23 protein-coding genes and 1 tRNA gene are annotated in these 23,655 nt (G+C 50.0%); 15 read left to right on the forward strand and 9 right to left on the reverse strand.

What is annotated here, in order from left to right; all coding sequences use genetic code 11:
- Positions 1–36 precede the first annotated feature (36 nt).
- A complete protein-coding gene (locus ACSHWX_RS12900; RefSeq protein ID WP_435668632.1) occupies positions 37–1,053 on the forward strand; it encodes an AraC family transcriptional regulator in 1,017 nt (338 codons plus the stop codon).
- Positions 1,054–1,057: 4 nt separating this feature from the next.
- On the opposite strand, the gene ACSHWX_RS12905 is transcribed toward ACSHWX_RS12900, so the two are convergent.
- The 8 genes from ACSHWX_RS12905 to ACSHWX_RS12940 form a co-directional block, all read right to left on the reverse strand.
- Positions 1,058–1,456, reverse strand: coding sequence for a RidA family protein (locus tag ACSHWX_RS12905; protein ID WP_435668633.1), 399 nt, complete (start codon positions 1,454–1,456; stop codon positions 1,058–1,060).
- On the reverse strand, positions 1,456–1,872 hold the full coding sequence (locus ACSHWX_RS12910) for an acyl-CoA thioesterase (protein WP_435668634.1): 417 nt from the start codon (positions 1,870–1,872) through the stop codon (positions 1,456–1,458). The genes ACSHWX_RS12905 and ACSHWX_RS12910 overlap by 1 nt, the downstream gene beginning before the upstream one ends.
- A 3-nt stretch (positions 1,873–1,875) precedes the next feature.
- Complete coding sequence (locus ACSHWX_RS12915) at positions 1,876–2,565, reverse strand: ABC transporter ATP-binding protein (RefSeq protein WP_435668635.1); 690 nt, start codon at positions 2,563–2,565, stop codon at positions 1,876–1,878.
- The gene (locus ACSHWX_RS12920) at positions 2,562–3,323 is read right to left on the reverse strand and encodes an ABC transporter ATP-binding protein (RefSeq protein ID WP_435668636.1); all 762 of its coding nucleotides are present in this window, start codon (positions 3,321–3,323) and stop codon (positions 2,562–2,564) included. Before ACSHWX_RS12920 ends, ACSHWX_RS12915 begins: the two co-directional genes overlap by 4 nt.
- On the reverse strand, positions 3,316–4,305 hold the full coding sequence (locus ACSHWX_RS12925) for a branched-chain amino acid ABC transporter permease (RefSeq protein WP_435668637.1): 990 nt from the start codon (positions 4,303–4,305) through the stop codon (positions 3,316–3,318). The genes ACSHWX_RS12920 and ACSHWX_RS12925 overlap by 8 nt, the downstream gene beginning before the upstream one ends.
- A complete protein-coding gene (locus ACSHWX_RS12930; RefSeq protein WP_435668638.1) occupies positions 4,298–5,218 on the reverse strand; it encodes a branched-chain amino acid ABC transporter permease in 921 nt (306 codons plus the stop codon). Before ACSHWX_RS12930 ends, ACSHWX_RS12925 begins: the two co-directional genes overlap by 8 nt.
- Positions 5,219–5,281: 63 nt before the next feature.
- A complete protein-coding gene (locus tag ACSHWX_RS12935; RefSeq protein WP_435668639.1) occupies positions 5,282–6,427 on the reverse strand; it encodes an ABC transporter substrate-binding protein in 1,146 nt (381 codons plus the stop codon).
- A gap of 217 nt (positions 6,428–6,644) precedes the next feature.
- Positions 6,645–7,472 (reverse strand): alpha/beta hydrolase, encoded by an 828-nt coding sequence (locus tag ACSHWX_RS12940; RefSeq protein WP_435668640.1) that lies wholly within the window; start codon positions 7,470–7,472, stop codon positions 6,645–6,647.
- A gap of 183 nt (positions 7,473–7,655) precedes the next feature.
- On the opposite strand from ACSHWX_RS12940, the gene ACSHWX_RS12945 reads away from it, so the two are divergent.
- From ACSHWX_RS12945 to ACSHWX_RS12995, 11 genes are all read left to right on the forward strand, one after another.
- A complete protein-coding gene (locus ACSHWX_RS12945) occupies positions 7,656–9,947 on the forward strand; it encodes a bifunctional salicylyl-CoA 5-hydroxylase/oxidoreductase (protein ID WP_435668641.1) in 2,292 nt (763 codons plus the stop codon).
- On the forward strand, positions 9,944–10,690 hold the full coding sequence (locus ACSHWX_RS12950) for an SDR family NAD(P)-dependent oxidoreductase (protein ID WP_435668642.1): 747 nt from the start codon (positions 9,944–9,946) through the stop codon (positions 10,688–10,690). The genes ACSHWX_RS12945 and ACSHWX_RS12950 overlap by 4 nt, the downstream gene beginning before the upstream one ends.
- Positions 10,687–11,151, forward strand: a complete 465-nt coding sequence (locus ACSHWX_RS12955) for a MarR family winged helix-turn-helix transcriptional regulator (protein WP_435668643.1) — start codon at positions 10,687–10,689, stop codon at positions 11,149–11,151. Before ACSHWX_RS12950 ends, ACSHWX_RS12955 begins: the two co-directional genes overlap by 4 nt.
- An 11-nt stretch (positions 11,152–11,162) precedes the next feature.
- Entirely contained in the window at positions 11,163–11,966 is an 804-nt protein-coding gene (locus tag ACSHWX_RS12960; protein ID WP_435668644.1) for an enoyl-CoA hydratase family protein, read from the forward strand.
- Complete coding sequence (locus tag ACSHWX_RS12965; protein ID WP_435668645.1) at positions 11,966–13,111, forward strand: acyl-CoA dehydrogenase family protein; 1,146 nt, start codon at positions 11,966–11,968, stop codon at positions 13,109–13,111. The genes ACSHWX_RS12960 and ACSHWX_RS12965 overlap by 1 nt, the downstream gene beginning before the upstream one ends.
- Entirely contained in the window at positions 13,108–14,727 is a 1,620-nt protein-coding gene (locus ACSHWX_RS12970; protein ID WP_435668646.1) for an AMP-binding protein, read from the forward strand. Before ACSHWX_RS12965 ends, ACSHWX_RS12970 begins: the two co-directional genes overlap by 4 nt.
- 3 nt (positions 14,728–14,730) lie before the next feature.
- Complete coding sequence (gene kynU / locus ACSHWX_RS12975; protein WP_435668647.1) at positions 14,731–15,924, forward strand: kynureninase; 1,194 nt, start codon at positions 14,731–14,733, stop codon at positions 15,922–15,924.
- Between the two features lie 182 nt (positions 15,925–16,106).
- Entirely contained in the window at positions 16,107–16,952 is an 846-nt protein-coding gene (kynA, locus tag ACSHWX_RS12980) for a tryptophan 2,3-dioxygenase (RefSeq protein ID WP_435668648.1), read from the forward strand.
- Positions 16,949–17,188 carry an Lrp/AsnC ligand binding domain-containing protein gene (locus ACSHWX_RS12985; RefSeq protein ID WP_435668649.1) on the forward strand — a complete coding sequence of 80 codons (240 nt, stop codon included), beginning with the start codon at positions 16,949–16,951 and terminating at the stop codon, positions 17,186–17,188. The genes kynA and ACSHWX_RS12985 overlap by 4 nt, the downstream gene beginning before the upstream one ends.
- A gap of 86 nt (positions 17,189–17,274) precedes the next feature.
- On the forward strand, positions 17,275–18,240 hold the full coding sequence (gene ppk2, locus ACSHWX_RS12990) for a polyphosphate kinase 2 (RefSeq protein WP_435668650.1): 966 nt from the start codon (positions 17,275–17,277) through the stop codon (positions 18,238–18,240).
- 468 nt (positions 18,241–18,708) lie between these two features.
- On the forward strand, positions 18,709–19,152 hold the full coding sequence (locus ACSHWX_RS12995) for a hypothetical protein (RefSeq protein ID WP_435668651.1): 444 nt from the start codon (positions 18,709–18,711) through the stop codon (positions 19,150–19,152).
- A 118-nt stretch (positions 19,153–19,270) separates the two neighbouring features.
- On the opposite strand, the gene ACSHWX_RS13000 is transcribed toward ACSHWX_RS12995, so the two are convergent.
- A tRNA-Gly gene (locus tag ACSHWX_RS13000) sits at positions 19,271–19,344 on the reverse strand.
- A gap of 169 nt (positions 19,345–19,513) precedes the next feature.
- On the opposite strand from ACSHWX_RS13000, the gene ACSHWX_RS13005 reads away from it, so the two are divergent.
- The 3 genes from ACSHWX_RS13005 to ACSHWX_RS13015 are packed head-to-tail and all read left to right on the forward strand — an operon-like array spanning position 19,514 to position 23,538.
- A complete protein-coding gene (locus tag ACSHWX_RS13005; RefSeq protein ID WP_435668652.1) occupies positions 19,514–20,737 on the forward strand; it encodes an acyl-CoA dehydrogenase in 1,224 nt (407 codons plus the stop codon).
- The gene (locus ACSHWX_RS13010; protein WP_435668653.1) at positions 20,737–21,882 is read left to right on the forward strand and encodes a CaiB/BaiF CoA transferase family protein; all 1,146 of its coding nucleotides are present in this window, start codon (positions 20,737–20,739) and stop codon (positions 21,880–21,882) included. Before ACSHWX_RS13005 ends, ACSHWX_RS13010 begins: the two co-directional genes overlap by 1 nt.
- A 12-nt stretch (positions 21,883–21,894) precedes the next feature.
- Complete coding sequence (locus tag ACSHWX_RS13015) at positions 21,895–23,538, forward strand: thiamine pyrophosphate-binding protein (RefSeq protein ID WP_435668654.1); 1,644 nt, start codon at positions 21,895–21,897, stop codon at positions 23,536–23,538.
- The last annotated feature ends 117 nt before the right edge of the window (positions 23,539–23,655 follow it).

Consider the following 23,655-nt stretch of genomic DNA (forward strand, 5'->3'; position numbering starts at 1 on the left):
TATTTTATGTCTAAACTAAAGGTCAGATACGGGGAGGTGTCTATCCAGAAAACGCAAAATGCACGCGATCACACCGCGCTGCTCAAAAACTCTATTCGCGAGCCACTCGCCAATCACAGATTGTTCCGATCTGACGATTTGGATTGCGCGCGCGAACAGGTTGCGCAGAAATATTGCGCCCACCGGCTGGACCTTGAGGGGTTGGGAACACCGCTTGATGTGGTGCACAATCATTTCGCGGCAGACGACATGAGCTTTAATTACATGCGCTATGGCGGCAAGGTGGAAATTGAGCCCGGTGAACTTGAAAAATTCTATCTCATCCAAATCCCATTGTCCGGCACAGCCGAAATCACCAACGGCAATCAAATGGTTGAAAGCACAACGGAGTTTGCAACCATTCTTAACCCCGACCTAAAAACCAAAATGGTCTGGCATGCAGACTGCGAAATGCTGCTTTTGCAAATTGATGCCCGCCGCATGAAACATGAAGCACAGACATATCTAGGCCGTCACCTTACGGCTCCAATCCGGTTCGAACCCGCCATCCGCATGAAATCTAGCCAACTCAAAATCTGGCGCCAAAAAATCCGCGACATGTTTCGCGCAGCAGAACAGGGTGAAAACCCAATCGGCAAAAGTGAAATGATCCATGAATTGCTTGAGGCATTGCCAAGCAACATTCAGTGCTTTTTCGATGCCGCGCCGCACAATGTCGCTTCTGCACAAATCTCCAGGGCAATGGATTTTATCAAAGCCAATTTCAAGGAAGAGCTGACCCTTGAAGACATATCAAAAGCCGCGGGTGCCTCCCCCCGTGCCTTGCAATATGGCTTCAAAAGCCAATTTTCAGTCACACCCATGCAGATGTTACGCTTGGAGCGTTTGCGCTGGGCGCGCCATATATTGATGGCAGCCACACCTAACCAAACCATTACCCGCTTGGCTGGCGAATTAGGTTTTCAACATCTAGGCCGGTTCTCGCAAGATTATCGCGAAGCATTTGGCGAAACGCCCAACCAAACCTTATTCAAAAGCAAGCGCCAACTTTAAAATATCAGTTTGGCAAAACCGCAGTCGCTTCAATCTCGATTTTTGCTTTGTCTTCAATCAAATCCGCAACCACCACCATGGTCATCGCTGGGAAGTTGTAACCCATGACTTCACGGTATGCAGCGCCAATCTCGGATTGCTTGGCCACATATTCCCTTTTGTCGGTAACAAACCAAGTCAGCCGAACGATGTCTTTAGGCTCTCCACCTGCCTCCGCCACAACATCTACGATATTGCGCAGGGCTTGCTGCATCTGTTCGATAAACTCGTCTGTTTCAAAAACTTGATCGCCATTCCAACCAATTTGTCCGCCCACATAAACCGTGCGTCCTTCACCAATCACGCCGTTCGCATAGCCTTTGGCTGGTTTCCAGCCCTTAGGGTGTAGAATTATGTTCGCCATCATTGATCTTCCATGAATTTTGTAATGTTTGCCCGCGCCTTGGTCGGCCACGGGGACGATTTTCCTGTTTGTGCATCGATATGCACAAGGGTCGTTGAAACGCTCACGCGCCGTTCATCAGCCGCTTTGGCTTCAATTTCAAATGAAATGCTTGAATTGCCAAGCTTGGTCACACTCAAATGCCAATGAAGCAAATCACCCAAACGACTTGGCGCATGAAAACGTGCTTCAATCGCAGCTGTCGGCACACCACTATCCGCATTGTTGAACATTTCAACATATGAATATAGCGCAACCTTTTCGAACCACGTTTCAATGGTCGCGTTCACCATCTCGAAATAGCGCGGGTAAAAAACGATCTGCGCCGGGTCGCAATGCTGAAACATTACGCGCTGCTCATAGATGTACGTTGCCATATATTAAATCCCCAAATACCGATCAGCCAACTCGTCAGTCAGCGCATCAGGCGTTCCCGTCCAGGCCGTTCGGCCTCGCTCCAGGATCACACATTTATCCACCAAAGGCAGCAGTTCGGATAAGGTTTTATCAACGATCAAGATCGATTGACCCGCAGCCTTCAGCTCTTTGACCGCGCTCCAAATTTCTGTTCGGATAACAGGTGCCAACCCTTCTGTCGCTTCGTCCAACACCAACAATTTGGGGTTGGTCATCAATGCACGTCCGACTGCCAACATCTGCTGTTCACCACCCGAAAGCGTGTTTGCCAGCTGAACATGCCGCTCCTCCAATCGCGGAAATAGCGCATAGACTTTTTCCAACGTCCAAACATCGCCCCGTGCTGCGGCGACTAGGTTCTCTTCAACCGTCAAATTGGGGAAACAGCGCCGCCCTTCAGGCACCAATCCAACACCTAGTTGCGCGACTTTGTGGGATGGCAATTTGGCAATGTTGTGCCCGGCAAAAAATATGTCACCGCGCTTTTGCTGTGACATTCGACAAAGGGTTCGAATGGTGGTGGTTTTACCCATTCCATTGCGGCCCATAAGAGCCACAACTTCGCCTTCACCCATTTTCAGATCAACCCCAAACAATGCTTGAGACGGGCCGTAAAAAACCTCAATATTTTCGATCCTCAAAAGCTCACTCATGCGGTTTCCCCCAAATAGGCTTCCCGCACATGAGGATCATTGCGAACTTCTTCCACCGAACCACTGGCAACAATGCGCCCGTAAACCAAAACAGAAATCCGGTCTGCCAACGCAAACACCGCATCCATATCGTGTTCAATCAATAGGATCGGGGCTTCATGGCGCAACTCGTCCAAGAACGCAATGAGCCTTTTGCTCCCGTCGGGTCCCAAACCCGCCATTGGTTCATCCAACAAAAACGCTTTGGGTTCTAATGCCAGCGCAAGCGCGATTTCCAACTGGCGACGCTCACCATGCGACAATTCCGCAGCGCTTACATTTTCTCGTCCATCCAACTCAACTTGGCGAAGGATCGACATCGCCCGGCCAACCAAAATCTGGTCTTTTCGAACACTCTTGAAAAACCGATAGCTCGTGCCTTCGTTGGCCTGCACGGCCAACATGACATTGCGCAGCGCTGAAAATTCCAAAATCACGGATGAAATTTGGAACGTACGACCAAGCCCCAACTGGGCGCGCTCGGCAACGTCCAAACCCGCCATATCCTGACCGCAAAAAACAACGCTCCCGCTATCCGAAGCAAGGCCCCCGCAAATTTGCTTTATCAACGTTGATTTGCCAGCGCCGTTCGGGCCAATCAGCGCGTGGATTTCTCCCGAATTCAAGGTCAAGGATACGCCGTCCGTGGCCTTTAGCGCACCAAAACTCTTGTTAAGGTCTTTGATCTCAAGCACCAGGCCAGTCTCAATTTTAGTCATGACGTGCCCTTCCCGCGATGAGGCCGATGATGCCGCCGCGTGCGAACAGTACAACGCCCAACAACACCAACCCTAAGAAGAACTGCCAATGCTCCGTCATCCCGCCAAAGATAAATTCAAACAAGATGTAAATAATGGCGCCAGCCAACGGCCCATAAAGGCGGCCAACGCCACCAAGAATGACCAAAATCATGATCTCACCGGACATGTGCCACGACATCATCGAGGGTGAAACAAACCGATTAAGATCGGCAAACAATGCACCAGCCAACCCGGTCATCATGCCTGAAATAACAAAGGCTGTGAGTTTAATATTGAAGGGCCGGACACCAACGGCAGCCAGCCGTTCTTCATTCTGGCGAGCAGACTGTAAAGCTGCGCCAAACCTTGAGTTCTTAAGTACCGCCGAAAGCCAAATTCCGCCCAAAAGTAAACCCAAGCAGATGAAATAAAAGCTTTGTGGATCAAGAGTATTCACACCAGGAAATGCGTTTCGCACATAGATGGAAAGTCCATCCTCTCCCCCATAAGCAGGCCAAGAAATCGCAAAATAGTAAAACATTTGCGCGAACGCCAAGGTGATCATGATGAAATAAACACCAGACGTGCGCAGGCTTAAAAGCCCAATCAAATAGGCCGCCATCCCAGAAAAGATGATCGCGACAACCCAAATGATCAACATTTGATTTGTCCCCTCAATCAAAAAGGGACTTTCCATCAGCGGCGTATAATTAAGGGCATGACTGGCTAAAATGCCAGCCGCATATCCTCCAATACCGAAAAACGCAGCATGACCAAACGAAACCAACCCACCAGTGCCTAATGCAAAGTTCAAGCCGACACCAGCTAGCCCTAAAATAGCAACCCGGGTCGCCAGAGTTATGTAAAATGGCTCATCTATAGCAATCGCAATAAAAGGGAATGCCAGCATCCCAATTGTAAGCGCAATATTGACCAGCATTTCGCGTGTGAGATTAGCCATTGTTTGATACCAACCCCTCAGGCTTGAAAATCAAAACGACGGCCATAAGCACATAAATCAGCATGGACGAAAGTGACGAGCCAACCGAACTTGCAGCGCTCGGGTCCATAAAAATGCTGAACAAAGAAGGCAATGATATACGGCCAACTGTATCAACAATTCCGACCAAAATTGAAGCGATCAGTGCGCCCTTAATCGACCCGATACCGCCAATAACGATCACAACAAACGCCAAGATGAGAACGGGTTCGCCCATACCCACTTGCACTGATTGCAATGCCCCAACCAACGCTCCGGCAAAGCCAGCAAGCCCGGCGCCCAATGCAAATACAATTGTATAAAGAGTGCGTATATCCACCCCCAGCGCTGCGATCATTTCGCGATCAGATTCCCCAGCGCGAATGCGAATACCAAGACGTGTTTTTGCAATCAGCAGATAAAGCCCGAGCGCCACCAAACCGCCAACGACGATGATTGAAAGGCGATAAATCGGGTAAGGCAAACCGCCCGGCAGCATAATGGGACCTGCCAATATAGCTGGTACATCCAAGAACAATGGAAACGAGCCAAATATAAATCGGCATCCTTCAGAAAAAATCAGGATCAGCGCAAATGTCGCAAGCACTTGATCAAGATGGTCCCTGTCGTAAAGTCGGCGAATAATGGTCATCTCAATAATCGCGCCGGCAAACGCGGCTGCAACAATCGAGGCGATAAGGCCAAGCCAAAACGAACCTGTCGCAGCGGCAACCGAAGCGCACGCAAAAGCACCAACCATATATAGTGAGCCATGGGCAAGGTTGATCAGCCCCATCACGCCGAACACAAGTGTTAATCCGGCCGCCATTAAAAACAGCGTTACACCAAATTGCAGCCCGTTCAACAGTTGCTCAAAAAACAGCACACTTGTCATGAAGATTTCTTTTCGGCCTTTGAAATAAGTGTGTGCGGGGCAAAAAGCCCCGCACAACGAAAGTTACATGCTGCACTCAGCCGCATAGGCGTCCTGGTGATCTTCAAGACCAACACCCAGAATTTTATTTGTCAAAATGTCGCCTTCCCTGACCACTTCACGAACATAAATGTCCTGAATGGGGTGATGATTATTGCCGAACTTGAAATCACCACGCACAGAGCTAAATTCCGCAGCTTTAAGCGCCGCACGGAATGCATCCTGATCACTTACATCAGCACTTTTTAGCGCTGAAAGAATAAGGTTTGCAGTATCGAACCCTTGGCTTGCATAAAGTGATGGCAAACGGCCATACGCTTCTTGGAAGCTAGCCACAAACTCAACATTCGCCTCATTGTCTATGTCTTTTGACCACTGCGAAGAGTTGCGTACACCAAGTGCTGCATCGCCAACCGCGCCCAAAATACCTTGATCAAACGAGAATGCTGGGCCCATTACTGGAATATCAACACCAGACGCTGCATATTGCTTCATGAACGCAATACCCATGCCGCCGGGCAAGAAGAAGTACACGCTATCGGCGCCAGAAGCGCGGATTTGTGCGATTTCAGCAGCATAGTCCGTTGCACCAAGCTTGGAATAAACTTCGCCAGACAACTCGCCCTTATAAAAACGTTTATAGCCGGTTAGAGCGTCTTTGCCTGCTGGGTAATTCGGTGCCAAGATATAAGAGTTTTTAAACCCTTCTTCATTTGCATAAGCACCCATGGCTTCATGCAAATTATCGTTTTGCCACGCAACGTTGAAATAGTTTGGGTGACAACCTTTACCCGCCAGCGGAGATGGACCCGCATTTGGCGAAAGATAGAACTTGCCCTGCGCCGTTGCTGACGGCACAACTGCCATGGCCAAATTTGACCAGATAATGCCAGTTAAAATATCCACTTTTTCGCTTTGGATCATTTTGTCTGAAATTTGCACCGCCAGTTCTGGCTTGCGCGCATCATCTTCAATAACGATTTCAACTTCCTTGTTGTCAGACTGGTTGATCGCCAACATAAAGCCGTCGCGTACATCAATACCAAGGCCAGAACCGCCGCCGGACAATGTCGTGATCATCCCGATTTTGGCACCGCCTGCATAAGCCATACTTGTCGCTGCCAGCGACAAAGCCAGCGCACTTGCAGTCAAGCTTTTCAATTGTTTCATTGTTTCCTCCCATTAGAATTGCTCAAGAAGAGCAATTGTTCAAAGAACGAGATTAGAATGAGGGATCGCTGTTTGATGGTTATCAAAATCAGTCCGTCGCAAACCTGTAAACATTGCGTCGCCGACCTTATCAAAGCCCCTATTTCCCTATCTCATCCCCTTTTAGTCTGCATGAATTCCAATATATTTCAATATTAAAATATCCAGCAATAAGCCGTTAAGGCGCAAAATGGCGCGTCAAATCAGACCGCGCATCAGTCAAATCTTCGATGACATTGAAATGATGTTTTTGCCCCGCTTCGTGCCACGCCGTACTGACGTCAAATCCAGCCCAAATGCTTGCGAGTAATTTGTTTTGCCGCAAAAACTCAGGACGCTCATTCGCACCCACCCAGCATATCAAGTCTGCACCTGCCATTGGGCGTTGCAAAGCGGCACTTTCTGCAATGGCCTCATCTTCATCAAGCACCAGCTTTTCATTCATTTGTGTTTTCATGAGCGGTCGCAAATCATGTAACCCCGAAATTGAAACCACCTTTTCAATCCGCTCCTGAATGTTGGCGGCCAATGGCGATTGCGCACAAATCTGGCGGGTAACCAGATGCCCACCTGCTGAATGTCCCGATAACCTGATCGGCCCATCAACTTTAGCCGCCGCATTTGTAGTAGCGCTTGCGATCTGCATCGACATACGCGTCAAATGCGCTTCTGGCGCAAGAGTATAACTGGGCATGGCAACGGCCCACCCATTATCTAAACCGCCTTGTGCCAAGTGCGACCAAGAGGATTTATCAAATGCCATCCAATAGCCACCATGCACAAAAACCGCTAGACCTTTGGGCTTTTGTGTTGGCAAAAATAAGTCAAACTTTTCCCGCTCGGCAGAACCATATTCAACATCCAACTGGGCTCGACCTTCACCCAAAAGCTGGTCACGAAATGCCTGAGCCGACACCGCCCACCGCGCGGGATACGCCTCGGCACCTTCGATATAAGCGCCGTTGGCATAAGCATCGTCCCAGTCGTTGATTTGCGGCAATTCCATCAAGTCCATCATTCCTTATTGGTTGCCCAATCCCAACCTATTTGCAAGCAAGGTAGAGAAATTTACAGCCCCATCTTCACCCACATTCAGGCATGATTAGAAAAATACTTCAAGCATAAAATTTTGAGCTTGAAATATATTTATCTGAATGCAATCATGGTTGAAATTTTTCGGGAGGAATTAATGAAGATTGCGTGTCTTGGCGGCGGTCCAGCTGGCCTTTATTTTGCCATTTCAATGAAACTTCGCCAGCCCGAAGCGGACATAACAGTATTTGAACGCAACAAAGCGGACGATACGTTTGGTTGGGGCGTTGTACTTTCCGACGATGCCTTAGACAATTTGCGCACAAACGACCCCAAATCTGCAGAAAAAATCGGCGAAAGTTTTGCCTATTGGGACGATATTGCCGTCGTGCATGATGGACACAGAACTGTGTCTTCTGGCCACGGGTTCGCAGGTATCGGTCGCATGAAAATGCTGCTCATCTTGCAGGAACGTGCGCGAGAACTCGGCGTTAATTTGCAATTCGAGACCAATGTCGAAAATGTTGAGAAATACCAAAAAGATTACGATTTAGTCGTTGCATGCGATGGCATAAACTCGCCCGTGCGCCAGCATTATGCTGAGCATTTCAAACCCAATATCGACGTGAGAGAATGCAAATTCATTTGGCTTGGCACACACCAAAAATTTGATGACGCGTTCACCTTCATTTTTGAGAAAACTGAACATGGCTGGGTCTGGGTTCATGCTTATCAATTTGACGATGAGACCGCCACGGTAATTGTTGAATGCCAGCAAGACACCTGGGACAAAATCGGCTTTGAACATATGTCAAAGCAACAAATAATCGAGAAATGTGAAGAGCTATTTGCTGACCATCTTGATGGACACAAATTAATGTCCAACGCAGATCATTTGCGTGGCTCCGCTGTGTTTATGAACTTCCCACGGGTCCTGTGCGAAAAATGGCACCATGAAAATGTGGTCCTGTTGGGCGACGCATCCGCAACCGCCCACTTCTCCATCGGCTCCGGCTCACGCCTCGCCTTTGATAGCGCCATCGCTTTGGCCAACCTGTTGCACACAGAACCAAACATGGAAGCCGCATTTGATCGCTATCAAGACGAACGCCGCTTGGATGTCTTGCGCCTTCAATCTGCTGCGCGCAATTCTTTGGAATGGTTCGAACAAGTCGAGCGCTATCTGGATTTAGACCCCGTGCAATTCAACTACTCACTACTCACAAGGTCACAGCGCATCAGCCACGAAAATCTGCGCTTGCGTGATCCAGAGTGGGTAAAGTCGGCTGAAACTTGGTTTCAGGCCCAAGCTGGCGCTCCGCATTCCCATCGCGCGCCAATGTTTGCTCCGTTCAAACTGCGTGAAATGGACCTAAAAAACCGCGTCGTCGTTTCTCCAATGGCCCAATATAAGGCCGAAGGAGGCTGCCCCACAGATTGGCACTTTGCGCACTATGCAGAAAGAGCCAAAGGCGGCGCGGGACTTATTTATGTGGAAATGACCTGCGTGTCGCCCGAAGGTCGCATCACGCCGGGTTGCCCCGGCCTTTATGCACCCGAACATGAGGCCGCGTGGCAACGGATAACTGACTTTGTGCATCAAGAAACTGACGCGAAGATCTGCTGCCAAATCGGCCATTCGGGCCGCAAAGGGTCGACCCAAGTTGGCTGGGAGGAAATGGACGCGCCGCTTAAAGACAATAATTGGCCGCTTATGTCAGCATCCGCCATTCCTTGGTCTGAAAACAATGCCATGCCCAAAGCCATGGACCGCGCAGACATGGATATGGTCAAAGACCAGTTTGTTGCCTCTGTTGAAATGGCAGACCGGGCAGGTTTTGACATGATCGAACTGCACGCGGCCCACGGCTATCTGATTTCTTCTTTCATCTCCCCAACATCGAATAACCGCACGGACGAATATGGCAGCAGCCTAGAAAACCGCATGCGCTACCCGCTCGAAGTTGCGAACGCCATGCGCGCGGCTTGGCCAAAAGACAAGCCAATGTCAGTGCGTATTTCCGCCAACGATTGGGTTGGCGAGGACGGCGTTACTCCAGAAGAAGCGGTCGAAATCGCCAAACTATTCGCTAAAACCGGCATCGACATTATTGACGTTTCAGCCGGGCAAACTTCAATCGACGCGCAACCCGTTTATGGGCGCATGTTCCAAACCCCGTTTTCGGACCGTATCCGCAACGATACCGGCTTAAAAACCATGGCGGTGGGCAACGTTTATGAGCCTGATCATGTCAACTCTATCCTAATGGCTGGACGCGCAGATCTAGTTTGCCTTGCACGACCCCACCTTGCCAATCCATACTGGACATTACATGCGGCGGCGGCGCTGGGCGACAATGCCAGCAATTGGCCAGCCCCATACCACCCGGGCCGTGACCAAATGATGCGATTGGCTGAGCGAGCAGAGGGCATTGGGATCAAAGTATGAGTTTGAGCGATAAATCAGTTCTGATTACCGGTGGTGGCACAGGCGTTGGCGCAGATATGGCGCTGGCTTTTGCCAAACAGGGCGCGCGCGTTTTCATCTCAGGCCGCACGACAAATTCGCTCGAAAAAGTAGCCTCCAACCATCATCAAATTTCAGCGGTTACCGCAGACGTAACAGACGAAACATCGGTAAAGTCCATGTTCGACCAAATCGGTGCGATGGACATCGTGATTGCAAATGCGGGAGCCGCCGAAAGCGCACCGCTCGTTAAAACCGATTTAGACAGTTGGAATAGAATGATCGCTGTCAATTTGACAGGTGTATTTCTCACCCTCAAAGAGGGACTGATCAACATGAATGGCAAGGAATGGGGCCGCCTCATTTCAGTGGCTTCAACCGCAGGCTTGTGCGGCTATTCCTATGTCGCGCCCTATTCAGCAGCAAAACATGGTGTCATCGGCCTCACCAAGAGCTTGGCCCTTGAAGTTGCGAAAAAAGGCATAACGGTCAACGCACTTTGCCCCGGATTTCTTAACACCGAAATGACTGACCGCTCGGTTGCCACCATCGTCGAAAAAACAGGCATGAGCGAAGATGAAGCGCGTGCTACGATCGCGAAGAACAATCCACAGGGACGTTTAATCGAACCTGCAGAAGTCAGCGCCGCAGCCCTTTGGCTTTGCGGCAACGGCTCCGAAGGTATCAATGGACAAGCCATTTCAATTTCAGGGGGCGAAATATGAGCGTGGCAAATGAAAAACTTGAAGACCAGCTCGTGAGCAAGCAGCGTTTACGCCTTTGGTTGCAAATGCTTAAAACCACGCGGTTCATTGAAAATGAATTGCGCGAGGAACTGCGGCTTGGATTTCATTCAACATTGCCCCGCTTTGATGTGATGGCAATGCTTGACCGCACACGCGACGGATTGCGCATGAGCCAACTCTCCAAGCAATTGATGGTTTCCAACGGCAATGTAACCGGCATCATAGATCGGCTGGTGCAAGAGAATTTTGTGATGCGTGTCCAGGTCAAGGGCGACAAACGCGCAACGCTCGTGCGCCTTACACCATCAGGCATTCAAAAATTTGCTGAAATGGCCGCCGAGCATGAGCGTTGGCTCAATGAACATCTAAAAGAAATCGATGAAAGCGAAATCGCTCACTTCATCGAAATTCTATCCAAAGTGCGGGAGGACGAACATTGAAACCCGTCACAATGAGCGATCTTAAGCCTGAACATTTCGCATGGCGCATGGATGGCCGTGTCGCCATTATCAATCTCCATCGCCCAAAACGCAAAAACCCCCTCACCTTTGAGAGCTACGCGGAGCTGCGCGATACTTTCCGGCAAATGGTTTATGCCGAAGATGTAGACGCTGTAGTTTTCGCTTCAAATGGTGGAAACTTTTGTTCGGGCGGCGACGTTCACGACATTATTGGCCCCTTGGTCAATATGGACATGAAAGAACTTTTAGCCTTTACCCGCATGACTGGGGATCTGGTTAAATCGATGATCCATTGCGGCAAACCTATCATCTCTGCCATCGACGGCGTTTGCGTGGGTGCTGGAGCAATCATCGCCATGGCTTCTGATTTACGCCTTGCAACATCCGAGGCCAAAACGGCATTCCTGTTCACCCGTGTCGGTCTTGCAGGTTGTGATATGGGGGCATGTGCCATGCTGCCTCGTATTATCGGTCAGGGCCGAGCCGCAGAACTGCTTTACACTGGACGTTCCATGAGTGCTGAAGAAGGCGCGAATTGGGGATTTTTCAATGCGCTTCATAATGCCGACGACCTTGAAGCCGCCGCCATCAAAATGGCACAGCGCATTGCATCCGGTCCCACTTTTGCCCACGGCATCACCAAAACGCAGTTGAACCAAGAATGGAATATGAGCTTGGACCAGGCTATAGAGTCTGAAGCCCAAGCCCAAGCCATTTGCATGCAAACCAAAGACTTTGAACGCGCATACTTGGCTTTTGTAAAAAAAGAAAAGCCAGTATTTGAGGGCGACTAATGTCAGACAAGAGTTTCCTCAATTGGCCGTTTTTCGAAGACAAACATCGCGCCCTCTCAACTGAACTTGAAGCGTGGTGTGAAGCCAATTTGCCTGTTGATCACACTGACGTCGACAAAGCTTGTGTAAAGCTGGTCGCCGATTTAGGTGCGGCTGGATTTTTACAACATACCGGTGCCGGGGAAGATGAAAAGCTGGATGTGCGCAGCCTTTGCCTTATCCGCGAAACACTCGCCCGTCATGATGGCTTGGCCGATTTTTCCTTCGCCATGCAAGGTCTTGGCATGGGGGCAGTTTCACTTTTCGGCACACCAGAACAACGCGAATGGCTGGAAAAAACACGCACCGGAAAAGCACTTTCCGCCTTTGCCCTCAGCGAACCAAAATCCGGTTCTGATGTCGCGAATATTGAATGTAGCGCCGAAAAAATCGGCAATCACTATGTCATAAATGGCGAGAAAACATGGATATCCAATGGCGGCATCGCCGATGTCTATGTGCTGTTTGCCCGCACTGGTGAGGGACCCGGAGCCAAAGGCCTATCCGCATTTTTAGTGCCTGCGGATACCGATGGGTTAGAGATCGCTGAACGCATTGACGTTGTGGCACCCCATCCGTTGGCGCGGATCAAATTCACCGACATGCAATTGCCGCCGTCTGCAATGATTGGGCAACCGGGGCAAGGATTTAAAATCGCCATGTCAGTGTTGGATGTTTTCCGTTCAACTGTTGGGGCAGCAGCCCTCGGCTTTGCGCGTCGGGCGCTTGATGAAACATTACATCGTGCATCAAACCGTGAATTGTTTGGCGCACCACTTTTTGATCTGCAAATGGTACAAGGCCACATTGCTGATATGGCACTTGATGTTGATGCTTCAGCTTTGCTGGTTTATCGCGCCGCATGGGCCAAAGATATGGGCGCGGCGCGGGTAACCCGCGAGGCGGCAATGGCCAAACTATATGCCACCGACAAAGCTCAAACCGTTATTGATAAGGCCGTGCAAATCCACGGGGGAGATGGGGTGCGCAAGGGCTCCATTGTGGAGAGCCTATACCGCGAAATCCGCGCATTGCGCATTTATGAGGGCGCATCTGACGTCCAAAAAATCGTCATTGCGCGTCAAGCATTGGGGGAGATCAAATGAAGCTGGGACCATCCGGACACACCGATACATTCGCGCGGGATAATTTGCCCCCCGTCGAAACGCAGCCGGTCTTCTTAACCGAAGACTTTGCCTATCCAGAACACATGAATGTCGGGCGCATTCTGACCGACGCCATGGTGGAAAAAGGCTTTGGCGACAATGTCGCCTTGATTGGCAATGGCCGCCAACGCACCTATAAAGAACTCGCGGATTGGACCAACAGACTGGCCCACGCGTTGGTCGAAGATTACGGCGTAAAACCGGGCAACCGCGTTTTGATCCGTTCAGCCAACAACCCGGCGATGGTCGCGTGCTGGCTAGCTGCCACCAAAGCTGGCGCGGTCGTCGTAAATACGATGCCGATGCTGCGTGCAGGCGAATTGTCGGCAATTGTCGATAAAGCCGAGATCAGCATCGCGCTTTGCGATAGCCGCATGATGGATGAAATCGTTGCTTGTGGCAAAACCTCAAAATTCTTGCAAACAATCGTAAGCTTTGATGGCACCGCAAATCATGATGCGGAACTGGACCGAGTGGCCTTGGGAAAATCGGTAAAATTCGAAACCGTCCGAACAGGCCGCGACGATGTTGCCCTATTGGGCTTTACATCAGGCACAACTGGCGAGCCTAAAGCCACCATGCACTTCCATCGGGATTTACTGATGATCGCAGATGGCTACGCGCAAGAGGTTCTAGGCGTCACGCCAGACGACGTATTTGTTGGCTCACCGCCCTTAGCCTTTACCTTTGGTCTCGGCGGTTTGGCGATTTTCCCCTTACGGTTTGGCGCAACCGCGACACTGCTCGAAACAGCCTCCCCGGCCAACATGATCGAAATCATCGAAACCCATAAAGCCACGATCTGCTTTACCGCCCCCACCGCCTATCGCGCCATGATGCGGGCAATGGATGAAGGGGCAGACCTATCCACATTGCGCTGTGCCGTTTCCGCAGGGGAAACATTGCCTTCCCCCGTGTTCGACGAATGGCAGCAAAAAACGGGCAAGCCGATGCTTGACGGTATTGGTGCCACTGAAATGCTGCATATCTTCATCACCAATCGGTTTGAGGACGCAAAACCCGCATGTACGGGACGCCCGGTTACCGGCTACGAAGCAAAAGTCGTCGATGATAACATGAATGAAATGCCACGCGGAGAGCCCGGTCGCCTCGCCGTTCGCGGGCCAACAGGTTGTCGGTATTTGGCAGATGACCGTCAGGCAAAATACGTGATTGATGGGTGGAACATTACCGGCGACACCTTTATGCAAGACGAGGAAGGCTACTTCCATTTCGCAGCGCGCAACGATGATATGATCATCTCGTCAGGGTACAATATTGCCGGGCCAGAAGTTGAAGCAGCACTTTTATCCCATCCCCATGTCGTGGAATGTGCCGTGATCGGCGCACCAGACGAGGAGCGCGGCAATGTCGTGCAAGCCCATATTGTGCTGGTGGACGATGTCCCGAAAGACGACGACACCATCAAACGGTTGCAAGAGCACGTTAAGGCAACAATTGCCCCCTATAAATATCCGCGCTCAATTGTATTTACCGATACTCTGCCAAAAACCCAGACCGGTAAAATCCAGCGTTTCCAACTTAGAGCAAGCTAGTCCATGAGCATTTTTTCAAAAACTAAATCCATGTTTCATTTGCCCGAAGGGGTTATTTATCTGGACGGCAATTCGTTGGGCCCGTTGCCCAAAGCAACGCCCGACCATGTCAGCAACATGTTGACAAAGGAATGGGGAGACCTGCTAATCACCGGCTGGAACAAAGCCGACTGGATGGGCCAGCCCTCCCGTATTGGCGACCGGATCGGTAAACTGATCGGCGCGCCATCAGGTTCAGTTGTGATGGGCGATACGCTTTCGATCAAGGTCTATCAGGCCGTAGCTTCGGCACTTGATTTGAACAAATCCCGCAAAATCGTGCTCTCGGATAATGGCAATTTCCCCACTGATCTTTACATGGTCGATGGGCTGCTCAAGTCTTTGGATAACGGTCACGAACTACGTCTCGCTGATCCCGAAAAAGTTGAAGCTGCGCTCAATGAAGACATCGCCGTATTGATGCTCACCGAAGTGGATTATCGCACGGGCCGCAAACACGATATGAAAGCGCTCACCGCAAAAGCACAAGCGTTGGGGATCATAGTGATTTGGGATTTGGCGCATTCTGCTGGCGCGGTTGAGGTGGATGTAGCGGCCTGCAATGCTGACTTTGCCATCGGCTGTACGTATAAATATCTCAATGGTGGCCCCGGCGCACCAGCTTTCATTTATGTTGCCCCAAAACACCAAGAAAAAATCCGCCCAGCACTCTCTGGCTGGCTTGGACACGAAGCACCATTTGCTTTTGATATTGATTATCGTCCCGGCGCAGGTATTGAACGCATGCGGGTGGGCACACCACCAGTAATCGCACTCGCCGCTCTAGAATCTTCGCTTGATATCTGGGACATGGTGACGATGAAAGAGGTGCGGCAAAAGTCGATCGAATTATGTGATTTGTTTATCGCACAAGTCGAACAACATTGCCCTTCCCTTTCACTGAATAGCCCACGTGAGGGCACAAATCGCGGTTCGCAAATCACGTTCAAATTTGACGATGGTTACGCCGCGATGCAGGCGCTTGTTGCCCATGGGGTTATTGGCGATTTCAGAGCACCAAACAATATGCGGTTCGGCTTCACGCCCTTATATATTGATGAGGGTGACGTTGTCGCAGCCGTTAAAATTCTGGCGAATGTTCTCGACAATAAGCTTTGGGATAAGCCAGAATACAATCAACGTTCACGGGTAACTTGATTTATGCGATCTTCATCTGGTCACATCACCAATAATTGGCGGCAGCAATGCACCATTGCGCCAGATTGGTATGTGACAGATGAAAGCCGTTTTGGCATTCCACGGGGTGCCCGCACTGTTTGAACATTGAAGAAATTCAATTTCCCATTTAGCAACGCTAAAGTTCAAACAGGACGCACAAAATGTCTAAACCAACAGAGCCATACAACCCAGCGCTTGAAGGCGCTCAAATGTCATTTGATGGGCGCATGTCCTATGGTGATTATTTGCAAATCGATAAAATACTAAGCGCACAACATCCGCTCTCGTCAGCGCATGATGAAATGTTGTTCATCATCCAACACCAAACGTCTGAATTGTGGATGCGCCTTGGCATTCATGAGCTTCATGCGGCACGCGAAGCACTCAAAACCGACAATTTGCCCACCGCATTTAAAATGCTCGCGCGGGTCGCGCGCATCTTTGAACAGCTCAACAATGCTTGGGACGTTTTGCGCACAATGACGCCCTCCGAATATACCGAATTTCGCGACACACTTGGCCAGTCGTCAGGTTTCCAGTCCCACCAATATCGGCAGGTGGAATATATTTTGGGTAACCGCAATAAAGCGATGCTCAAACCTCATGCGCACAAAGAAGAGGTGTATGCGCTTCTCAAATCTGAACTTGCAATACCAAGCCTTTATGATGAAGCGCTTCGACTGCTCTCCCGCAACGGCATTGAAATACCCAGCGAAGTGCTCAACCGAGATGTCAGCGACCAGCATGAGGCCGACGAAGGTGTGCAGCTTGCTTGGAAAAAGGTTTATCAAGACACCGCCAACCATTGGTCATTATATGAGTTGGCTGAAAAGCTTGTTGATTTTGAAGATTATTTCCGCCGCTGGCGGTTTAATCACGTTACAACAGTTGAAAGAATTATTGGATTTAAACGGGGAACCGGGGGCACTGGCGGCGTATCATATTTACGGCGCATGTTAGATGTGGAACTGTTCCCCGAACTTTGGCATGTGAGGACTGAGCTATGACCACTTGTGTATTTGTACAATTGCGATGCGCGCCGGGTAAAACCTATAAGGTGGCGGAAGCCATTTATGAGCGAGAGATCACCTCTGAGCTTTATTCCACCAGTGGGGATTTTGACTTGTTGATGAAAATCTACATCCCCGAAGGGGAAGATGTGGGCATGTTCCTCAACGACAAAATTCTGGATATCCCCGACATTTCGCGCTCGCTGACAACGCTTACATTTAAAACGTTCTAAGCTGATCTAAGATTGATCTCCCTCAAGGCGGAGTGTCACTAAACTGACATATACTCCTCTCCAGGTTTTCAGGAGGGGAGTAATATATGACAAAAGAAAATGAACAGCCGATGCCATTGGAAAATGGCCACATAGCAGACGAGCTTACCGCAGCAGTTGAATCACAAATTGAAGACGCTCGGCATCGCCTCGCCCGGCTACGCAAAGATCCAGAAGCCATTCGACAAGCATTTGAGTATGGAGAATATCCCTATGCCAAAAAAATTGCGCGCGACACTTATGAAAAGCGAAAAGCCGAACTTCAAGTTGAATTGCTAAAAGTTCAGGAATGGGCCCGCGAAACAGGTCAAAAATTCGTACTGATATTTGAGGGTCGCGATGCGGCAGGCAAAGGTGGAACCATCAAACGGTTCATGGAACATTTGAACCCACGCGGTGCCCATGTCGTCGCCTTGGAAAAACCCACAGATCGCGAAAAGTCCCAATGGTACTTTCAACGATACGTCAAACACTTACCTTCCGCTGGGGAAATCGTCCTATTTGACCGTTCATGGTACAACCGTGCTGGCGTTGAGCGTGTGATGGGGTTTTGTTCTGCAGGCGAATATCTAGAATTTATGCGCCAATGCCCAGAATTTGAGCGCATGATCGCCCGTTCTGGTACTCATTTGTTCAAATACTGGTTTTCAGTTACCCGAGAAGAACAACTTCGTCGCTTTAAATCGCGCGGTCGCGAACCACTAAAAAGCTGGAAATTGTCACCGATTGATAAAGCATCCTTGCACAAATGGGATGATTACACCGAGGCAAAAGAGGCAATGTTCTTTTACACAGACACCGCTGACGCCCCTTGGGTCATTGTAAAATCCAACGACAAAAAACGCGCCCGTCTCAATTGCCTCAGGCATTTCCTTTCAAGCTTGGATTATCCAAACAAAGACCACCATGTGGTCAATGGTCCTGACCCTCTTATTGTAGGCTCCAGCAACGATGTAATCGGCCGGTCAGACCATATACTTGGGCACTCAATGCATCCAGACCACCGGAAATAGTCTGCGCCTTTATTGTTGTTCATTTGTGCCAGCGACCTTCTGAGCCTAGCACAACTGTACCAAAAATCGGTTTTGCATGACGCGACCTAAGCGACGTTGTATTGCAAAACCGTTTCCGCATGCCTTGAGAAAGGCGAATGGAAACGTCATGTCCTTGCTGCTACACCCCATCCCAACTGATCGGTTTTCATCCACGCAAGTGATTGATTTCTTTATTCAAGTCAGTTGGCTTGACGTTTAAGCATAGTATAAATCAAATATATAATTGTAGTTGCTGGTTGATATGATGTAACTCTTTAAATTTAATCGTTTGGTAAAATTAACTCAAAGCGAAAACACTAATTACATCTGAAATATACAAGAAATTGAAATATAACTGAAAGATATTCTTTAAATTAACAATTCGTTAGCCATTTCGGTCGTATTTTTTCGTATTACCAAATTGGAAAATCCTAGCGTGTCAGAATCATGTTTTCTGCAATAAAAAAGAGCCTAACAAAGAGCCTTGCAGCAAATGGCATTGGCCCCGGCAAGCCGTTTGCTCTAACAACGCGCGACAAAAATGGCAAAAAACTCAAAAATCCAGCGCCCCTAACACGTCAAGAAACGCTGGCGCGACTGGCTGAGATAAATCAAAAAATCGGGAAAATGAGTCTTGTCGCCCGCAAGGCAACAAATGAGTTAAACCTAGTCGAGCTAGGTAGTCCAGAGGCCATGGTGCTGGCCAAAAAGTGCGCAATGGCTTTAGAACATTGTGCAAAAACCAGTATCCAGAACGATTATTTCTATGGTTCAATCGAATCCTGTAATGATCCAAATTTTATGGACAGAAAACACGCCACATATGGCGCGCGTCTTGACGAGATTGCTACTGTTTTCTCAAGTATCCTAAAAAGAATATGTAAAGACTAGGTTCACTGTTGGGTGACATTTCCAAACAAAAACGAACCAACACCAATTGCTTGAATAGATTAAAGTCTGAAAGACTTACCTCTTGTCCAGTATATCCCGCAAGGATAAAGAAAATAACTGGAGCGGGTGAAGGGAATCGAACCCTCATCGTCAGCTTGGGAAGCTGCTGCTCTACCATTGAGCTACACCCGCGAATATCCCCTAAATATGATGCTGAGCCAAACAAGCGTCAAGCAGCATTCTATCTCAAAAACCTAAATTCATTTTGCGCATGAACTAATGCGATTATTTGATTGGCATATTGCACCCTCCATCTGATAAGATAGTTCAAGTATAAAATAACCGACATATAGGTATCAATGTGAGCACAGACCGCCCCAGCATTCGTGATAAAGACCGCCCAGATCTTGGGTCCTTCACTTGGCAAGACGCATTTCGGTTGGATGACCAACTCACCGAAGAAGAGCGCATGGTGCAAGAAACAGCACGCGCTTTTGCTGATGAAAAACTGCGACCGCGTGTGCGTGAAGCCTATAACGAAGAAACAACAGACCCTGCCCTGTTCAAAGAAATGGGCGACATGGGACTGTTGGGATCGACGATCCCTGAGGAATATGGCGGCGTTGACATGGGCTATGTTGCTTACGGCTTGATCGCTCGCGAAGTTGAGCGGGTCGACAGTGGTTACCGCTCGATGATGTCAGTTCAGTCGTCTTTGGTCATCTATCCGATTTATGCTTACGGCACTGAAGAACAACGTCAAAAATATCTGCCCGGTCTGATTTCCGGCGACCTAATCGGCTGTTTCGGTCTCACCGAACCTGATGCTGGCTCCGATCCCGGCGGCATGCTGACCCGTGCCTCCAAAACAGAAAACGGCTATGTGCTCAACGGCACGAAAATGTGGATTTCCAACAGCCCGATCGCAGACGTATTTGTCGTGTGGGCAAAGTCAGATGCGCACGATGATAAAATCCGTGGGTTCGTTTTGGACAAAGGCATGAAGGGTCTTTCTGCCCCTAAAATTGGCGGCAAACTTTCACTTCGCGCTTCGATCACCGGCGAAATCGTCATGGAGAATGTCGAAGTTGGTGAAGACGCATTGCTGCCCCATGTTCAGGGTCTTAAAGGACCATTCGGCTGTTTGAACCGCGCACGTTATGGCATTTCTTGGGGTGCTATGGGTGCAGCAGAAGCGTGTTGGCATGCAGCAAACCGCTATGGCATGGAGCGCAAGCAGTTCGGCAAGCCTTTGGCGCAAATGCAATTGTTCCAAATGAAGCTGGCCAACATGCAAACGGATATTACGCTCGGCCTGCAGGGTTCATTGCGCGTTGGCCGCCTGATGAACGAAGCCAATGCAGCGCCCGAAATGATCTCGATGATGAAGCGCAACAATTGCGTCAAAGCACTGGATATTGCGCGCATGGCCCGTGATATGCACGGCGGCAATGGCATTTCTGACGAGTTCGAAGTGATGCGCCACATGATCAACCTTGAAACGGTGAATACCTATGAAGGCACTGCCGATGTTCACGCGTTGATCTTGGGTCGCGCGCAAACCGGGTTGCAGGCCTTCTTTTAATGAACAAGCCGCTTGAAGGGCTTAAGGTCCTCGAACTTGCCCGTGTTTTGGCTGGCCCTTGGGTTGGCCAAACCTTGGCCGATCTTGGTGCCGATGTGATTAAGGTAGAATCGCCAAATGGCGACGATACCCGCACATGGGGGCCTCCCTTTGTGGAACGCGAGGACGATAAGTCCGCCGCCTATTTTCACGCCTGCAATCGGGGCAAACGCTCAATCGCTTTGAATTTCAAAGAGCAAGCTGACCGTCATGTCGTGATCGAACTGGTCAAGCAGTCCGACATTTTGGTCGAGAATTTCAAACTCGATGGCCTCAAAAAGTATGGCCTCGATTATGAAACCCTTAAATCCATTAACCCGCGCCTGATCTATTGCTCCATCACGGGCTTTGGCCAAACCGGTCCCTATGCCGCCCAACCCGGCTATGATTTCATCGTACAAGGCATGTCCGGCATGATGTCGATCACGGGTGAACCCGGACGCGAGCCGCAAAAAATCGGCACCGCTCTGGCGGATATCATCACTGGACTTTACGCCACTATCGGCATTCAAGCGGCCCTTTGGCAACGCGAACGCACGGGGCTTGGGCAACAGGTCGATTTGGCACTTTTGGACTCAATGGTTGGTGTGCTCGCCAATCAAGCGATGAACTATTTGGTGTCTGGCGTTGCCCCGCTGCGTATGGGCAACGCCCACCCCAATATTGTGCCCTACCAAGTTCTCGAAGTGGAAAATGGTCACATCATTTTGGCCGTCGGTAATGACGGTCAATTCCAGCGCCTTTGCCATTTGCTCGAGCTTGATCATTTGGCAACGGACGAAGCCTACTCCACAAACTCTGCACGCCAAATCCATCGCGACGCTTTGACCAACATTCTGGCCCAGTCTTTCGCCAAATGGGACAAATGGAAATTGCTGGAAGCGCTGCACAATTGCAACGTGCCAGCCGGCCCCATCAACAATATTGATGAGGTTTTTGCTGACCCACAAGTTGTGGCCCGTGGCATGCAGCTTGATTTAGGTGGCGTACCAGGCGTGCGCACTCCAATCACTTTTTCCGATGCGGAACTAACGCTCAACCAAGCTTCGCCAAAAATAGATCAGCACCGGGCTGAGATTTTGGCAGAACTGAAAAACAACAAATAGGACCATTCTAAAATGGCAAAAATGACCGGCGGCGAAATTTTGGTGAAATGCCTTGAGGCACAGCGCGTTGACCGCGTGTTTTGTGTACCCGGCGAAAGCTATCTGGCCGTTTTAGACGGACTGCATGACAGCAATATCGATGTAGTTACGTCGCGCCATGAAGGCGGTGCAGCGATCATGGCCGAAGCCGACGGCAAAATGCTTGGTCGCCCTGGCATCTGCATGGTCACCCGTGGCCCCGGTGCTACAAACGCGGCAGCTGGCGTACATGTCGCGAAACAAGATTCCACCCCAATGATCCTATTCGTCGGCCAAATTGGCCGCGAAATGAAAGGCCGCGAAGCTTTCCAAGAGGTTGATTATCGCCAAACTTTTGGCGACCTTGCCAAATGGGTCGAAGAAATTGACGACGCGTCCCGCATCCCTGAAATCATCGCCCACGCCTATCATATCGCCATGAGTGGCCGCCCAGGCCCCGTCGTTTTGGCGCTGCCCGAAGACATGTTGCGCGATACAGTCGACGTGGAACCCTGCATCTTTATCGAAGTGGCCGAACCCGCCCCGACAAAAAAAGCGGCGGACAAGTTTGCCGAACTTTTGACCGCTGCAAAAGACCCCATCATCATTGCGGGTGGCTCCCGCTGGGATGAAACCTCCGTCGCCCAACTGCAAGCCTTCAGCGAAAAGCATGATCTGCCCGTAGGTTGCTCTTTCCGCCGTCAACAATTGTTTGATCATTCGCATCAAAACTACGCAGGTGACGTCGGTTTGGGCATTAACCCAGCCCTTAATGACCGCATCGAAAACAGTGATTGCGTCATTTTACTCGGCGCACGTTTTTCTGAAAACCCAAGCCAGAACTTTTCACTTTTGGGCATGCCCAACCCCGGTAAAACCTTAATCCATATTCATCCCGGCGCAGAAGAGTTGGGTCGTATTTACACGCCGACTTTGGCGATCAACGCCACGCCGGGCGCATTCTTCGACACTGTATCTGACATGCCAACTCGGCCAGATACAGGTGCTGCAAAAGCAGCAAACAACGAGTATCACAGTTGGACAGATGAACTTCCAAAAACACCTGGCGGCGTGCAAATGGGCGAGATCATGTCCAATCTACGTGACAATCTTGCTGATGATGCGATCCTCACCAACGGCGCGGGAAACTACGCCATATGGCTGCACCGCTTTTGGCGTTTCAAACAATTTGGCACCCAACTGGCCCCGACTTCTGGCTCCATGGGCTACGGCCTGCCTGCCGCCATCGCGGGCAAACTGCGCCACCCAAACCGCGACGTGATTTGTTTTGCAGGCGACGGATGTTTTCAAATGACCGGCAACGAATTCGGCGCCGCTATGCAATCTGGCGCGAACATCATCACCTTAGTGGTCGACAACGGCATTTACGGCACCATCCGCATGCACCAAGAAAAGCACTACCCCGCCCGTATCTCAGCCACCAATCTTGTCAATCCAGACTTCGCCGCCCTTGCCCGCGCCTATGGCGGCCACGGCGAAACAGTTGAAAAAACCCAAGACTTTGCCGCCGCCTTCGACCGCGCCCGAAAAGCAGAAAAACCTTCAATCATCCACATCAAAATCGACCCCGAAGCAATTTCTCCAACCACGACGATAACTAAACTTCGTGGGGCTTAAAAACGCCTCATAAGTTGAATGCCAAACGTCAGCTAAGCGGGGTGGGTTCAACAGGTCGACGCAACACTTTAATCTATGAGATGGATTGGAGTGCCCAAGATGAAGTATCGCCAACGT

The organism is Maritalea sp. (assembly GCF_051251695.1).
Lineage (GTDB): Bacteria > Pseudomonadota > Alphaproteobacteria > Rhizobiales > Devosiaceae > Maritalea.

Excerpts from the sequence above, each read along its gene's own strand:
- kynA (WP_435668648.1), top strand. The coding sequence starts at position 16,107 with ATGTCTAAACCAACAGAGCCATACAACCCAGCGCTTGAAGGCGCTCAA.
- ACSHWX_RS12995 (WP_435668651.1), top strand. The coding sequence starts at position 18,709 with ATGTTTTCTGCAATAAAAAAGAGCCTAACAAAGAGCCTTGCAGCAAAT.
- ACSHWX_RS13010 (WP_435668653.1), top strand. The coding sequence starts at position 20,737 with ATGAACAAGCCGCTTGAAGGGCTTAAGGTCCTCGAACTTGCCCGTGTT.
- kynU (WP_435668647.1), top strand. The coding sequence starts at position 14,731 with ATGAGCATTTTTTCAAAAACTAAATCCATGTTTCATTTGCCCGAAGGG.
- ACSHWX_RS12960 (WP_435668644.1), top strand. The coding sequence starts at position 11,163 with ATGAGCGATCTTAAGCCTGAACATTTCGCATGGCGCATGGATGGCCGT.
- ACSHWX_RS12910 (WP_435668634.1), bottom strand. The coding sequence starts at position 1,872 with ATGGCAACGTACATCTATGAGCAGCGCGTAATGTTTCAGCATTGCGAC.
- ACSHWX_RS12940 (WP_435668640.1), bottom strand. The coding sequence starts at position 7,472 with ATGGAATTGCCGCAAATCAACGACTGGGACGATGCTTATGCCAACGGC.
- ACSHWX_RS12920 (WP_435668636.1), bottom strand. The coding sequence starts at position 3,323 with ATGACTAAAATTGAGACTGGCCTGGTGCTTGAGATCAAAGACCTTAAC.
- ACSHWX_RS12935 (WP_435668639.1), bottom strand. The coding sequence starts at position 6,427 with ATGAAACAATTGAAAAGCTTGACTGCAAGTGCGCTGGCTTTGTCGCTG.
- ACSHWX_RS12955 (WP_435668643.1), top strand. The coding sequence starts at position 10,687 with ATGAGCGTGGCAAATGAAAAACTTGAAGACCAGCTCGTGAGCAAGCAG.
- ACSHWX_RS12915 (WP_435668635.1), bottom strand. The coding sequence starts at position 2,565 with ATGAGTGAGCTTTTGAGGATCGAAAATATTGAGGTTTTTTACGGCCCG.
- ACSHWX_RS12950 (WP_435668642.1), top strand. The coding sequence starts at position 9,944 with ATGAGTTTGAGCGATAAATCAGTTCTGATTACCGGTGGTGGCACAGGC.
- ACSHWX_RS12930 (WP_435668638.1), bottom strand. The coding sequence starts at position 5,218 with ATGACAAGTGTGCTGTTTTTTGAGCAACTGTTGAACGGGCTGCAATTT.
- ACSHWX_RS12965 (WP_435668645.1), top strand. The coding sequence starts at position 11,966 with ATGTCAGACAAGAGTTTCCTCAATTGGCCGTTTTTCGAAGACAAACAT.
- ACSHWX_RS12925 (WP_435668637.1), bottom strand. The coding sequence starts at position 4,305 with ATGGCTAATCTCACACGCGAAATGCTGGTCAATATTGCGCTTACAATT.
- ppk2 (WP_435668650.1), top strand. The coding sequence starts at position 17,275 with ATGACAAAAGAAAATGAACAGCCGATGCCATTGGAAAATGGCCACATA.
- ACSHWX_RS13015 (WP_435668654.1), top strand. The coding sequence starts at position 21,895 with ATGGCAAAAATGACCGGCGGCGAAATTTTGGTGAAATGCCTTGAGGCA.
- ACSHWX_RS12905 (WP_435668633.1), bottom strand. The coding sequence starts at position 1,456 with ATGGCGAACATAATTCTACACCCTAAGGGCTGGAAACCAGCCAAAGGC.
- ACSHWX_RS12945 (WP_435668641.1), top strand. The coding sequence starts at position 7,656 with ATGAAGATTGCGTGTCTTGGCGGCGGTCCAGCTGGCCTTTATTTTGCC.
- ACSHWX_RS12970 (WP_435668646.1), top strand. The coding sequence starts at position 13,108 with ATGAAGCTGGGACCATCCGGACACACCGATACATTCGCGCGGGATAAT.
- ACSHWX_RS12985 (WP_435668649.1), top strand. The coding sequence starts at position 16,949 with ATGACCACTTGTGTATTTGTACAATTGCGATGCGCGCCGGGTAAAACC.